Source organism: Streptomyces daqingensis (assembly GCF_014645895.1).
GTDB lineage: Bacteria > Actinomycetota > Actinomycetes > Streptomycetales > Streptomycetaceae > Streptomyces > Streptomyces daqingensis.
Genome location: NZ_BMMP01000009.1, coordinates 241,710 through 254,697, shown reverse-complemented (window position 1 = coordinate 254,697; position 12,988 = coordinate 241,710). Strand labels below are relative to the sequence as shown.

12 protein-coding genes are annotated in these 12,988 nt (G+C 71.9%); 7 read left to right on the top strand and 5 right to left on the bottom strand.

Annotation, left to right across the window (positions count from 1 at the left end; all coding sequences use genetic code 11):
* Positions 1 to 425: 425 nt before the first annotated feature.
* Positions 426 to 1,817: a cystathionine beta-synthase gene (locus IEY56_RS15560; RefSeq protein WP_189037771.1), complete on the bottom strand. Its 1,392-nt coding sequence runs from the start codon at positions 1,815 to 1,817 to the stop codon at positions 426 to 428.
* Positions 1,818 to 2,354: 537 nt separating this feature from the next.
* Between IEY56_RS15560 and IEY56_RS15555 the strand changes: the two genes are divergently transcribed.
* From IEY56_RS15555 to IEY56_RS15545, 3 genes are all read left to right on the top strand, one after another.
* Positions 2,355 to 3,383 carry an SGNH/GDSL hydrolase family protein gene (locus tag IEY56_RS15555; protein ID WP_189037770.1) on the top strand — a complete coding sequence of 343 codons (1,029 nt, stop codon included), beginning with the start codon at positions 2,355 to 2,357 and terminating at the stop codon, positions 3,381 to 3,383.
* Positions 3,384 to 3,605: 222 nt separating this feature from the next.
* Complete coding sequence (locus tag IEY56_RS15550) at positions 3,606 to 4,826, top strand: acetyl-CoA C-acetyltransferase (RefSeq protein WP_189037769.1); 1,221 nt, start codon at positions 3,606 to 3,608, stop codon at positions 4,824 to 4,826.
* 262 nt (positions 4,827 to 5,088) lie between these two features.
* Positions 5,089 to 6,207: a hypothetical protein gene (locus IEY56_RS15545; protein ID WP_189037768.1), complete on the top strand. Its 1,119-nt coding sequence runs from the start codon at positions 5,089 to 5,091 to the stop codon at positions 6,205 to 6,207.
* Here IEY56_RS15545 and IEY56_RS15540 read toward each other — a convergent pair.
* Entirely contained in the window at positions 6,191 to 6,526 is a 336-nt protein-coding gene (locus tag IEY56_RS15540) for a hypothetical protein (RefSeq protein WP_189037767.1), read from the bottom strand. The two genes, IEY56_RS15545 and IEY56_RS15540, sit on opposite strands and share 17 nt — an antisense overlap.
* A gap of 98 nt (positions 6,527 to 6,624) precedes the next feature.
* Between IEY56_RS15540 and IEY56_RS15535 the strand changes: the two genes are divergently transcribed.
* Positions 6,625 to 6,852, top strand: a complete 228-nt coding sequence (locus IEY56_RS15535; protein ID WP_045865161.1) for a DUF4287 domain-containing protein — start codon at positions 6,625 to 6,627, stop codon at positions 6,850 to 6,852.
* 152 nt (positions 6,853 to 7,004) lie between these two features.
* Here IEY56_RS15535 and IEY56_RS15530 read toward each other — a convergent pair whose 3' ends face one another.
* Together IEY56_RS15530 and IEY56_RS15525 are read right to left on the bottom strand one after the other, a co-directional pair.
* The gene (locus tag IEY56_RS15530) at positions 7,005 to 7,862 is read right to left on the bottom strand and encodes a Bax inhibitor-1/YccA family protein (RefSeq protein ID WP_189037766.1); all 858 of its coding nucleotides are present in this window, start codon (positions 7,860 to 7,862) and stop codon (positions 7,005 to 7,007) included.
* A gap of 368 nt (positions 7,863 to 8,230) precedes the next feature.
* Positions 8,231 to 8,635 (bottom strand): cupin domain-containing protein, encoded by a 405-nt coding sequence (locus IEY56_RS15525; RefSeq protein ID WP_189037765.1) that lies wholly within the window; start codon positions 8,633 to 8,635, stop codon positions 8,231 to 8,233.
* Positions 8,636 to 8,784: 149 nt separating this feature from the next.
* On the opposite strand from IEY56_RS15525, the gene IEY56_RS15520 reads away from it, so the two are divergent.
* The 3 genes from IEY56_RS15520 to IEY56_RS15510 all read left to right on the top strand — a co-directional run bounded on the left by IEY56_RS15520 (position 8,785) and on the right by IEY56_RS15510 (position 11,196).
* On the top strand, positions 8,785 to 9,720 hold the full coding sequence (locus tag IEY56_RS15520) for a helix-turn-helix domain-containing protein (RefSeq protein WP_229711930.1): 936 nt from the start codon (positions 8,785 to 8,787) through the stop codon (positions 9,718 to 9,720).
* A 103-nt stretch (positions 9,721 to 9,823) separates the two neighbouring features.
* Positions 9,824 to 10,468, top strand: coding sequence for a DUF6153 family protein (locus tag IEY56_RS15515; protein ID WP_189037763.1), 645 nt, complete (start codon positions 9,824 to 9,826; stop codon positions 10,466 to 10,468).
* Between the two features lie 89 nt (positions 10,469 to 10,557).
* A complete protein-coding gene (locus IEY56_RS15510) occupies positions 10,558 to 11,196 on the top strand; it encodes a DUF305 domain-containing protein (protein WP_189037762.1) in 639 nt (212 codons plus the stop codon).
* Between the two features lie 106 nt (positions 11,197 to 11,302).
* Here the strand turns inward: IEY56_RS15510 and IEY56_RS15505 are convergent, their stop codons facing one another.
* Positions 11,303 to 12,979 carry a peptide MFS transporter gene (locus IEY56_RS15505; RefSeq protein ID WP_189037761.1) on the bottom strand — a complete coding sequence of 559 codons (1,677 nt, stop codon included), beginning with the start codon at positions 12,977 to 12,979 and terminating at the stop codon, positions 11,303 to 11,305.
* Positions 12,980 to 12,988 lie beyond the last annotated feature (9 nt).

The window sequence follows — 12,988 nt, the reverse complement described above, 5'->3', positions numbered from 1 at the left end:
CCCGGTGCCCCAAGTGCCCCACCGCGCACCGGCGTTCACCAGCCGACGTCCGCAACCGCGGCGGAGGCACCGGCAGTCGGCGCTACGGCCGGACGGAGATCGGGCCGACGGTTCCGGGCCGATGGCAAACGGGCGGAGACCGGGGGCGGGCGCGAAGGCGGGGGCCGCCGCACCCCGGTGCGTGCACCGGGGCGGGACGACGGGCAGCCCCCGCCGGGATGCGCACCGGCGGGAACCGGTCGCGCCCGGGGCGCCTGGGGGCCGGGAGCCGCTCCGGAGTGTCCCCGGCGCCGATACGACCACTCTGCGGGAGCAGTGTTAACCGCTCTTTTCAGCACCGTGACACTCGCGGATCACTTCAGCGCCTGCCCGCCCCCTCGCGCCCCTCCGCTGTCACCTCCGCGCAGTCGGCGCTGCCCGCGCTCTCACTTCTTCGCGCCGCTCGCGAGGTACGCCAGCAGGTCCTGCCTGCTGACGACGCCCACGGGCTTGCCGTCCGCCAACACCACTGCGGCGTCCGCGCCTTCGAGTACGGGCATCAGATCGTCCACGGACTCGCCGGAACCGACGTGCGGCAGCGGCGCGCTCATGTGCTTCTCCAGCCGGTCACCGAGCGACGCCCTCTGCGCGAACAGGGCGTCCAGAAGCTCCCGTTCGACGACGGAGCCCACCACCTCGGCCGCCATCACGTCCGGGTGCCCGGCGCCCGGCTTGACCACCGGCATCTGCGAGACCCCGTACTCGCGCAGCACCTCGATCGCCTCGCCGACGGTCTCGTCGGGATGCATGTGGACGAGCGACGGGATGGGCCCCTCCTTGTGGCGCAGGACGTCTCCGACGCGTACGAGGGTGGGTTCGCCCTCGGACAGGAAGCCGTAGTCGTTCATCCACTCGTCGTTGAAGATCTTGCTGAGGTAGCCGCGCCCGCCGTCCGGCAGCAGCACGACGACCACGTCGTCCGGGCCCAGCCTGCGGGCGACTTCCAGCGCGCCGACGACGGCCATGCCGCAGGAGCCGCCGACGAGCAGCCCCTCCTCCTTGGCCAGACGGCGCGTCATCTGGAAGGAGTCCTTGTCGGAGACGGCGACGATCTCGTCGGCCACACCGCGGTCGTAGGCGTCGGGCCAGAAGTCCTCACCGACGCCCTCCACGAGGTACGGACGGCCCGAACCGCCGCTGTAGACCGAGCCCTCGGGGTCCGCGCCGACGATCCGCACGCGGCCCTCGCTGATCTCCTTGAGATAGCGGCCCGTTCCGGAGATCGTGCCGCCCGTGCCGATGCCCGCGACGAAGTGGGTGATGCGCCCGTCCGTCTGCTGCCACAGCTCCGGTCCGGTCGTCTCGTAGTGCGAGCGCGGGTTGTTGGGGTTGCTGTACTGGTCGGGCTTCCACGCGTCGGGCGTCTCGCGTACGAGCCTGTCCGACACGTTGTAGTAGGAGTCGGGGTGTTCGGGATCGACGGCCGTCGGGCAGACCACGACCTCGGCGCCGTACGCCCGCAGCACGTTGATCTTGTCCGTGGAGACCTTGTCAGGGCACACGAACAGGCAGCGGTACCCCTTCTGCTGGGCCACGATGGCAAGCCCCACACCGGTGTTGCCGGAGGTGGGCTCGACGATGGTGCCGCCCGGACGCAGTTCGCCCGAGGCCTCCGCCGCCTCGATCATCCGCAGTGCGATCCGGTCCTTCACCGAACCGCCGGGATTGAAGTACTCGACCTTCGCCAGAACGGTGGCACGGATACCCTCCGTGACGTTGTTCAGCTTGATCAGCGGGGTGTTGCCGACAAGGTCGATCATGGACTCGTGATACTGCACCGTGGTCTCCGCGTGTCCGTGGGCAGCGTCGTTGCTTACCCGTACCGTCACCATATTGCGCAACACGCGCACACCGGAGGCCCGTTGCGAAGGTTGCAGAGGGGGCCTCACGGGGCAACACAGTGTTAGGAGCGCTCAGCCCGCACGTCACAAGACACGCACCGGGCGCTCACAGCGACTACCCATCCAGGGTGCCCCTTCATGCACCTGAGCACCATCCGCCCCTGGATTCGGCGGTACGGGCACGACCGACGCGGCCGCACGGACCGCCGGAACACAGCTCACACGTGACGCACGCGCACCACCGCACACGCACCACCTACGACGCACCACCCAGCACGTACGACCCATCCGTACGACCAGCAGCACCGAGCAGAGACCGACGACGACGCACGGCACAGCACGGACCACGCACCACGAATCATCCACCGAGCAGAAGGCGCACCACGCACCAGGCCCCGGACAGGCAGGGACGACCACGCACCACGCACTCCGTCCAGGGCGCCGGAACCACCAGCCGGGAGGCGGACCAGAGAAATGCCGATGTCGAAGGCGGCGAGCGCAAGAGTGGCAAGGCGGATCGCGACCGCGGCCGCATACGGGGGCGGCGGACTCAGTCTGCTGGGCGGCGCGGCGGTCGGACTGCTGTTCACCGAGGCACAGCTCGCCAAGCGCAAGATCGGTGGTTCGGACGACGAACCACCGCCCGCCGACGGGCTCTACGGGTCCGCGTTCTCCGGCCAGCAGCACGGCCGGCGGATCCGTCTGGGCTTCCTCGGCGACTCGACGGCCGCCGGCCAGGGCGTGCACCGCCCCCGGCAGACGCCGGGCGCCCTGCTCGCCTCCGCGCTGGCGGCGGTGGCGGAACGCCCCGTGGAGCTGCGCAACGTGGCACTGCCGGGGGCCCAGTCCGACGACCTGGAACGGCAGGTGACGCTCCTGCTCAGCGAGCACGAACTCGACATGGCGCCGGACGTGTGCGTCATCATGATCGGCGCCAACGACGTGACGCACCGGATGCCGCCGTCCCGGGCGGTGCGGCTGCTGTCCGACGCCGTCGCGAGGCTGCGCACCGCCGGATGCGAGGTGATCGTCGGCACCTGCCCTGATCTCGGCTCCATCGAACCGGTCGGGCAGCCGCTGCGCTGGGTGGCCAGGCGTCTGAGCCGTCAGCTCGCAGCGGCACAGACCATCGCCGTCGTCGAGGAGGGCGGCCGTACGGTCTCGCTCGGCGACCTGCTAGGGCCGGAGTTCGCGGCGCACCCGCGGGAGCTCTTCGGACCCGACAACTACCACCCCTCGGCGGAGGGTTACGCCACGGCGGCCATGGCCGTCCTGCCGACACTGTGCGCGGCACTCGGCCTGTGGCCGACCGAGGACGAGCGTCCGGACGCGGCGCGGCGCGAGAGCATCCTGCCGGTCGCGCGTGCGGCTGCCGAGGCCGTCGCGGAGGGCGGCACGGAGGTCACCGGCGTGCGAGGCCCCTGGGCGCTGCTCAAGCACCGGCGCAGGCGCCGGCTGCCGCCCGCCGAGGACGTCACGGCTCCCCGCGAGGAAGCGGTCTAGCTTCCTCGCGGCGGGGGCCGCCACCCGCCGCTCCGGGGAGTACGGGGAGCGGCATACCGTGGAGAGCAGCCGTCCGGATGAGGGCGCCACCCGGACACCAGCCAAGCAAGCGCTTAGAAAAGAGTCCCGCATCACACCCTGCGAGCAGTGACCCGGGGCTTACGGACAGGTAGCTTCCCGCACGTAGCCAACGTGCCGACGCAGACACCCTCTGGAGCCGTGATGCCCGAAGCAGTGATCGTCTCTGCAGCCCGCTCACCCATCGGACGCGCCTTCAAGGGGTCGCTCAAGGACGTACGGCCCGACGACCTCACCGCGGAGATCGTCAAGACCGCGCTCGCCAAGGTCCCGGAGCTCGACCCGGCGCAGATCGACGACCTGATGCTCGGCTGCGGTCTGCCGGGCGGCGAGCAGGGCCACAATCTGGCCCGGGTCGTCGCCGTCCAGATGGGCATGGACCACCTGCCCGGCTGCACGATCACCCGGTACTGCTCCTCCTCCCTGCAGACGACGCGGATGGCCATGCACGCCATCAAGGCCGGCGAGGGCGACGTGTTCGTCTCGGCCGGCGTCGAGGCGGTCTCCCGCCAGGTGAAGGGCACCTCCGACGGCATGCCCGACACCCACAACCCCTTCTTCGCCGAGGCCGAGGAGCGCACCGCCGCCCGCGCCGAGAACGGCGGCGAGGGCTGGAAGGACCCGCGCGAGAGCGGCAAGGTGCCCGACGTCTACATGGCCATGGGGCAGACCGCCGAGAACCTCGCACGCCTCAAGGGCGTGACGCGCAAGGACATGGACGAGTTCGGCGTCCGGTCCCAGAACCTCGCCGAGAAGGCCATCGCCGACGGGTTCTGGGAGCGCGAGATCACCCCCGTCACCACGCCGGACGGGAACACCGTGGCCAAGGACGACGGCCCGCGCGCCGGCGTGACGATGGAGGGCGTCGAAGGGCTCAAGCCGGTCTTCCGCCCCGACGGCCTGATCACCGCGGGCAACTGCTGCCCCCTCAACGACGGCGCCGCGGCGCTGGTGATCATGTCCGACACCAAGGCGCGCGAGCTCGGGCTGACGCCGCTGGCCCGCATCGTCTCCACGGGCCTCTCCGCCCTCTCCCCCGAGATCATGGGCTACGGGCCCGTCGAGGCCAGCAAGCAGGCGCTGGCCCGGGCGGGCATGACGATCGGCGACATCGACCTCGTCGAGATCAACGAGGCCTTCGCGGCCCAGGTCATCCCCTCCTACCGGGACCTCGGCATCGACCTGGACAAGCTCAACGTCAACGGCGGCGCCATCGCCGTCGGGCACCCCTTCGGCATGACGGGCGCCCGCATCACGACGACGCTGCTCAACTCCCTGCAGTGGCACGACGAGCAGTTCGGTCTGGAGACCATGTGCGTCGGCGGTGGCCAGGGCATGGCGATGGTTCTGGAGCGGCTCAGCTGACACCTCCGCGGCGGCCCCCATGGGCCGCCGCACGAGGTGCCGGGGCAGCCGCACTGCCCGGTACCACGCGAAGCATGCGCCCCCGGGATGTGATTTATCCCCCGGGGGCTTTGCGTTTGCCCAGCTCACAACGGCGGGGGCGGCAGAGGTCGCTGTTCGCCTCTGTCCTATTCACGGCGTTTGGGACTACGGTCGAGACGCCTTCCGCCTGAATGGCGGATGCACAGGACTTCGGGGGACGGACCAAACCGGGAGTACGTCAGTGAGCGCCATATCCCTGCTTCTGCTAGCGACCGCGGTGACCGCCACGGCCGTCGGCGGCGCCGCCCTGTACTCGGCTCGCGGCCTGCGCCGCCGGCTCGACGACCTGGGCGCCCGGCTCAGCGCGCCCGCGGGCGCCGCCGCGGCCTCCGGGAGCCAAGCCGCTGCCGCGTCGGTGCCGCGGGCCCGTACGGCCGCCTCGGCGGAGGAGATCCGCAGCATCGTCGCGGAAGCGCTCGCCGAGGAGCGGGAGCGCGAGCTGGCCGAGGCGCGGGCCTTCTGGGCCGCGCAGGAGACGCGGGCGGAGACCCCCGAGGACGGCTCCCTGCTGGCGGGACACGGCACCGAGTACGAGGTGGCCTCCACGCCCTCCGGCGTCGACTCCGCCCTCTGGGACGCGCTGCTCAAGGGCCGCGTCGACGAGGACGTCCTGCGTATCCTGCGCGAGCTGCGGGAGCGCGACGTGCCCGAGCCGGGTGTCTTCGTGCCGCGCCAGGCCGAGCGTGAGATCGAGCCGGCGCTGGACATCGACGTCGAGGCAGCGCCCGCGGACGGCGTGCACGGCGTGCCCGGGCCCGGAGCGGAATCCGCGGACACGGCCGACGGCGCCGTCGCCGAGCCCGCGGACGCGAGCACCGCGGCCCCGGGGAGCGCCGAACCGCACGCGGGCGCCGCCCCGGCCTCCGGGCCGGAGTACGGCACCGAGCCGCCCGAGGTCGCCGCCGCCCGCCGGCGCCACCCCTCGCAGCCCGAGTACACGCTCAGCGGCGACCCGTCCGCGCCCGCCGGGGCTCCGCCGTCCGGCGCCCAGGTCGTCGCCGGCCACGAACGCACCGTGGGGCGGCTGGCCGAGCTGGCGCACGCCCGCACGCCGCTGGCCGACGTGCGACAGGGCCCCCTGGGCACCCTCGACGTCTACCTCTTCGAGGACGGCACCACCGTGTGCCTCTCCCCCGGCCACCGCGAGACGGCGGAACTGCTGTGCGCGGCGCTCCGCGACGGCGACGTGCCGGTGCTGATGGGCGGCTCCAGCGTGTCCGGGGCCTACGCGCTGACCTTCGCCTACGGAGAGGGGCGGACCGCCTACCTGCTGGCGGACCGCGTCATCGCCTCGCTGTAGCGGCGGCGATGCGGCGCCCCGCCTCTTCGACGAGCGCCGTCGCTTCCGCGAGCTCGCCCGCGGCGTCAAGGCCGCGCACGATTTCCGCCAGATCGTGTGCTGCCACCGCGAGCTGGTCCCCGACGGCCAGAACGCCCACGTCGGGGAGGTCCAGCGGGGTGCTGCCGGGGAACTCGAGGAGCTGCGCCCTGCGGGCCAACTCCCGGGCCAGCGCCAGCCCTTCGGCTGCCGCGCCCCTGCGCAGAGCGCTCTCCGGAAGCCTTCGGAGACGGTCGCTGTGAAGCTGCGCGGCGGTGGTCAGCGGGGCTGTATCGAGCACCGTTCCAGCGTATGCGCCCCTTCCTGACTGTTGCCAACGCCCCCGCGCTCAGGCACCTTGGCGGGAAGGACTCCAAAAGGCAGCATCCGGAGGCGCCGATGTCCCAGATCTTCTCCGAAGAGACCCACCGGAACATGCTCACCCGCATCCCACACTGCACCGGTCGTGAAGTCGCCGACTGGCTGCGCACCGTCGACGAAGGTCCGTCCCTTTTCCGCTTCGAGGAGAAGGTCAGCTGGCTGCGGGGCGAGCACAACCTCGCCTACGGCCACGCGAAAGCGATCATCCACGAGTACGACCTGCGGCGCGCTGCGCGTCACCGCTGAACTGCCTCCCCTCCAGGCTTGGAACCTCGGAACACGCGAAAGGGCCCGTGAGGCGTCACCGCCTCACGGGCCCTTCGTCGTACGGCTACGGGCTCAGGCTCCGAGGCCGCTCACGGGCCTCGCCGCCCCGCCCGGTGGTGCGGGGAGCCCGGTCAGTCGTTCCCTTGCAGGATCGCGATCAGACGCAGGAACTCCAGGTAGATCCACACCAGGGTCAGCGTCAGCCCGAAGGCCGCCAGCCACGACTCCTCACGGGGCGCGCCGTAGGAGATGCCGTCCTCGACCTGCTTGAAGTCGAGCGCCAGGAACAGCGCACCGATCACGATGCCCGCGATCCCCATGATGATGCCGAGGGTGCCGCTGCGGAAGCCGAGGCCGTCGCCGCCGCCGATGACCGCGAACAGCATGTTCACCATCATCAGCAGGACGAAGCCGATCGCCGCCGCGATCGCGAACTGGTAGAAGCGCCTGGTGACCCTGATGATCCGGGTCTTGTACATCACCAGCACCGCGGCGAAGACCGCCATGGTGCCGAGCACCGCCTGCATCGCGGCGCCGTCGGCGATGTAGCTGTCGACGAAGTTGCTGATGGCGCCCAGGAAGAGGCCTTCCAGGGCTGCGTACGCCAGGATCAGCGCGGGAACTGCCTTGCGCTTGAACGACTGCACGAGCGCCAGCACCATCGCGACGAGACCCGCCCCGATGGCCAGCGGAAGCGCCAGGTCGGTGATCCAGGCCACAGCGGCCATGACCACGACGAGCCCGACCGTCATGCCCGTACGGGCGACGACGTCGTCCATCGTCATCCGCCCGGTCTGGGGCGGCGCGGCGGGCGGAGCGCCGAAGGGCTGCCCCGTGGTCTGGGGCTGCTGCTGGGCGTAAGGGTTGTTCGCGTAAGGGCTGTTCGCGTACGGGTTCCCGGCCTGCGGCTGCTGTCCGGCGTTGAAACCGGCGTAGCCGCCCGAGCGGCTGAACCCCCGTCGCGAGAAGACCGGGTTGCTGCTCCTCATCTCACTCCTCCATGGCCGCACGGCACGACCTAGCTTTCAGAGTAATGCTTTAGCAAAACCAGCACGCTACTCCACCGTCAAGAACGAAGAAAAGCAACGGCTGGTTCCGTCTTCGTTCCGTTCTTGTACCGCTGCTGGAGCGGCGTACACCGTGAACGTCACACTGCGGCGGAGCTGTTCCGGCAATGCTGTTTCCGCACCGGATTCCCGGCCTCGCTCCGGAGCCGCGCGAACGCGGCCCCGGAGCCGTGGAACCGGTGGCGCGGGGCGGCGGGACCCCTCGGCGGAGGAAGTACGCACCGGGTGCGGCCAGGAGGGTCACGGCCGTGTGACTGCCCCCGGCTCGCCCGCCCCGCTCCCGCCGCGCCTCAGCCGAGGACGTGGCCGGTGGTGGCGTCTACGTGGTCCGGAAGCGGGTCGTGCCGGTCGCCCACGCTCGACGTGCCCGACGGCTCGAACAGCAGGATCGAGGCGCCGTCCACGGCGACGGGCCTGTGCGGGACGCCGCGCGGGACGACGAAGACGGAGCCCTTCGAAAGGGTCACCGTCCGCTCGGCCGCAGGGGTTCCGGCGCCGTCGCGGAGCGTGATGTCCAGCTCTCCGTGGAGGACGAGGAAGAACTCGTCCGTGTCCTCGTGCACGTGCCACACGTGTTCCCCGGCGACCTTCGCGACGCGCACGTCGTAGTCGTTCACCGTCGTCACGATGCGCGGGCTCCAGAGTTCGCTGAAGCGTGCCAGTGCGGAATCCAGATCGATCGGCTCGTCTGCCATGCCGGACATCCTCGCCGCTGGCGCCCGCGGGCGGTGAGTGCTAGGAATCGCATGTGCCGCACGAATCCTCGCAAGATGCCCGGCTCGGCCGGAGCCGCCGGACGGAAGGGGGATCCGGCGCTGCACGTGCGCCGCACCGCGTCGCCGCGATCGTCGACGAGGGCTCCAACCCCTTCGAACTGGGCGTGGCGCCCGAGCTGTTCGGGCTGCGCCGTCCCGAAGTGGAAGCGCCCTGGTACGAATTCACGCTGTGTGCCGCGGCGCCCCGTACCCGGATGCACCTCGGGATGTTCACGCTCTCGGACGTGGCGGACCTCTCCGCGGCCGACGAGGCCCACACCGTGCTCGTCCCCAACCGGCCGGACCCCGAAGTGCGGCCGTGCGGGCCCGTCCTGGAGGCCGTCGGGCGTGCGGCTGCCCGGGGCGCGCGGCTCGTCGGCTTCTGCACCGGTGCGTTCACGCTGGCCGAGGCAGGAGTGCTGGAGGGCCGTCGGGCCACGACGCACTGGCGGTGGGCGGAGCTCTTCGCCGCCCGCTATCCGTCGGTCCGTCTCAAGCCGGACGTGCTGTTCGTGGACGACGGCGACGTGCTCACCGCAGCGGGCAGCGCCGCCGCCCTCGACCTGGGGCTCCATCTGATCAGCCGCGACCACGGGGCCGAGGTGGCCAACACGGTCAGCCGCCGCCTGGTGTTCGCCGCCCACCGCGACGGCGGGCAGCGGCAGTTCGTCGAGCAGCCGGTGCCGGTGGTACGGGACGCCTCACTCGCGCCGGTGCTCGACTGGGTACGCCCACGGCTCGGCGCCCCGCTGACGGTGGACGCGCTGGCGGCCCGGGCCGCGGTCAGCCCGGCGACTCTGCACAGGCGCTTCCGCGCGGAGCTGGGGACGACGCCGCTCGCGTGGCTCACCGGTGAACGCGTGGCGCTGGCCTGCCGGATGATCGAGCGCGGCGAGCCCTCGCTCGACGTCGTGGCCCGCGAGAGCGGGCTGGGCACGGCGGCGAACCTGCGCGCGCAGCTGCGGCGGCGCACAGGACTCTCCCCCAGCGCGTACCGCCGCCAGTTCGGCACCGGGGGCGCCTGACGGGCCCGGGCCGCGCCGGAACTCGGGCCGTCCAGGGGCCCCCTGACCGCGGATCTTCGCCGAGTACGGGCGGGCCGCGTGCGCGGCGCTCTACGCTGAGCCGGTGACCAGCAAGCGATCAGTGCCGTCGTGGGCGCGCGCACGCGTGTGCGCACCGGTGCGCCGCGGCTGCGCGACGGCCGTGCTGGTCGCCGTCGTCCTCAGCGGTCTGCTCGCCATGCACGGCCTCGGTACGGCGGCCCCACCCGGGCCGGCTGCGGCAGCGGGCTCCGGGCACGCAGCCGCCGGTGTGCACTCGGGTGAGCACGGCGGTGTCCAGGGCGGCGGCGGGCACAGCGGTGTCCAGAGCGGCAGCGTTCCGGGCGGCGGGCACAGCGGGTGCCCGCACCACCTCGCAGCGGCCCATGCGCCGGGCCCCGGTTCGGGCGAGCCGGAGCAGGGCGCGCACGACGCGGACGTGCACAGTGGCACCGCCCATGGTGCGGACGGCTCCGCCACGCGCGGAGCCGGGACCGCGCACGAAGCGGAGGGCGACGGGGCCGGCCACGGCGGTCACATCGCCCACGCCGACGCCGCCTGCGCCGCCCAGGGAACGAGCGGCGCCCCCGACCTGCCCGTACCCGTGGCGGGCACGGCGTCCGAAACGCCTGCCGTGCCGGGTGGCGGCGCGGGGCTCGCCGGAACGGCCGCCGCCGTGCCGGAGCGTGCCCCTCCCTCGCTCCACCAGCTCCAACTCCTGCGTATATAGGCGCGCTTCACGGCACCGGGCCCGCTACGGCGGGGCCGCCGCCGTCTCCGGCACGTCCGAATTCACCACTGCACGCAGGAGTTTCACCCATGAAGTCAGACCACCGTTCCGTCACACGCGCGGCCCGCACGGCCGCATCCGCCGTGGCAGCCGCTCTGCTGCTCGCCGCCTGCGGCGCGGGCGGCCACGAGAAGACCGGCGGCGGGTCCCAGCACGGGGACCACGCGGGGAGCGAGAAGGGCTCCGGCTCGGGCAACGCCGCCGACGTCGCCTTCGCGCAGGGGATGATCCCCCATCACCGGCAGGCGCTGGAGATGTCGGAGCTCACACCCTCACGGGCGTCGTCCCCGGAGGTGAAGTCGCTGGCCGCGGCCATCCGCGGGGCGCAGGAGCCCGAGATCGAGACCCTCTCGGGCTGGCTGGAGTCCTGGGACGAGAAGGTCCCGCCGAAGAGCTCTTCGGGGCACTCGGAGCACGGTGAGCACTCGGGTCACGCCATGCCCGGAATGATGACCGCGGAGGACATGGAGCAGCTGAAGAAGGCATCCGGAAAGGAGTTCGACCGGAAGTTCCTGAAGCTGATGATCGAACACCACGAGGGCGCCGTGGAGATGGCCCGCACCGAGGTGGACAAGGGCTCGTACGGCAAGGCGAAAAGCATGGCCCGCGACATCGAGCGGTCGCAGAAGGGCGAGATCGCTCAGATGCGGAAGATGCTGAAGCAGTAGCCGCCGTCCCGCCAGTGTCACAGCAGCGTGCGGCGGGCCGTGCCGGGAGGCGCGGCCCGCCGTTCCGCTTTCCGATGGGCGGGATGCTCGACCTGGGGGCTGGCGCTCAACTCCCCTTCCGCGCACCGCCGTCGGGGGCGGTCGGTCCGGCGGGCCGGTCGCCCCCGGCCTCGTCGGCATCGCCGGCGCGCACGCCGTCTCCGAGCTCAGCGTCCTCCCGTACGTCCGCACCCTCCCGTGCCTCAGCGCCGTCCCGTACGTCCGCGCCGCCCATCCGCCGCCTGATGAAGCGCGACCCGGCGAGCAGCACCAGGCCCGCGACGAGGCCGCACCCGCCGACCACCGCGAAGTACCCGGCCGCGTCCGCACGGTTGTAGAGACGCACCACCTGCGCCGAGATCCCCTGTGCCGCGGCGTTCGACGCCAGCCACAGCCCCATCATCTGCGTGGTGAACGCGGCGGGGGCGAGCTTCGTCGTCACGGAGAGCCCGATCGGGGAGAGGAAGATCTCGCCGACCGTGATGATCGCGAAGCTGCCGAACAGCCACAGCGGACTGCTCATGCCCGGTCGTGCTGCGGGCAGCACCAGGACGAGGTACGACAGCCCGGCCAGCACCAGGCCGACGCCGAACTTCACGGGCGTCGACGGCGCCCTGTTCCCCAGCTGCATCCACAGGGACGCGAAGAACGGCGTGAGGACGATCAGCACGAACGATCCGGTCGACTGGAACCAGGAGGAGGGGATCGCGAAGCCGAGGGCGTCCAGGTCGGTGCTCTGGTCGGCGTACTGGGCGAGCACGCTCGCGCCCTGCTCCTGGATCAGCCAGAAGAAGACCGACCCGCTGAACAGCGGTATGTAGGCCCGTACCCGTGAACGTTCGACTGCTGTGGTGCGCGGGCTGCGCAGCATCACTGTGAAGTACGCGACGGGCAGGGCCACGGCCAGCAGGCTGATGAGGTCGACGACGCGCTGCGCCGTGAACAGACCGGCGACCGCCCCCGCCGCGACCGCCACGGCGAGCAGCACTGCCCCGACGGCGATGCCGGCCGTCAGGCGCGTGGGGACGTCGCGGAGGCGCAGGGGGTTGCCTGGCCGCAGGTCCTCGGGGCTGAGGTGACGCTGCCCCCGCACGTAGACCAGGAGCCCGACGGCCATGCCCAACGCGGCGACGCCGAAGCCGAGATGGTAGTCGTACCTCTGCCCGAGCGTGCCGACGATCAGCGGTGCGACGACGGCGCCGACGCTGATGCCCATGTAGTAGATGCTGAATCCGGAGTCGCGGCGTACGTCCCGCTCGCCGTAGAGTCGGCCGACCGACGCGGAGACGTTCGGTTTGAGCAGCCCCGTGCCGGCCACGATGAAGGCCATCGAGCCGTACAGAGCGCCCTTGCCGGCGGGCAGCGCCAGACAGACGTGCCCGCACATGATCAGCACGCCGCCCCAGAGGGTGGCGCGGCGCGCGCCCAGCAGCCGGTCGCTCACCCAGCCGCCCGCGATGGCGGCGAGGTAGATGGACGCCCCGTACACGGCGATGAGGGAGCCGGCGGTCGCGCTGTCGATGCCGAGGCCGCCGTCCCGCGCCCTGTCGTACATGTAGAACAGCAGGATCGCTTTCATCCCGTAGTACGAGAAGCGCTCCCACGCCTCGGTGAAGAACAGCGTGGCGAGGCCGCGGGGATGTCCGAAGAACTCCCGGCCCGCTCCGGGACGTTGGGGGCCGGGACTCTCGGGACCGGGCCGTCCGGGAACAGGCCGTCCGGGCGGCGGGGCGGCAGCCTTCATGCGCTCTCC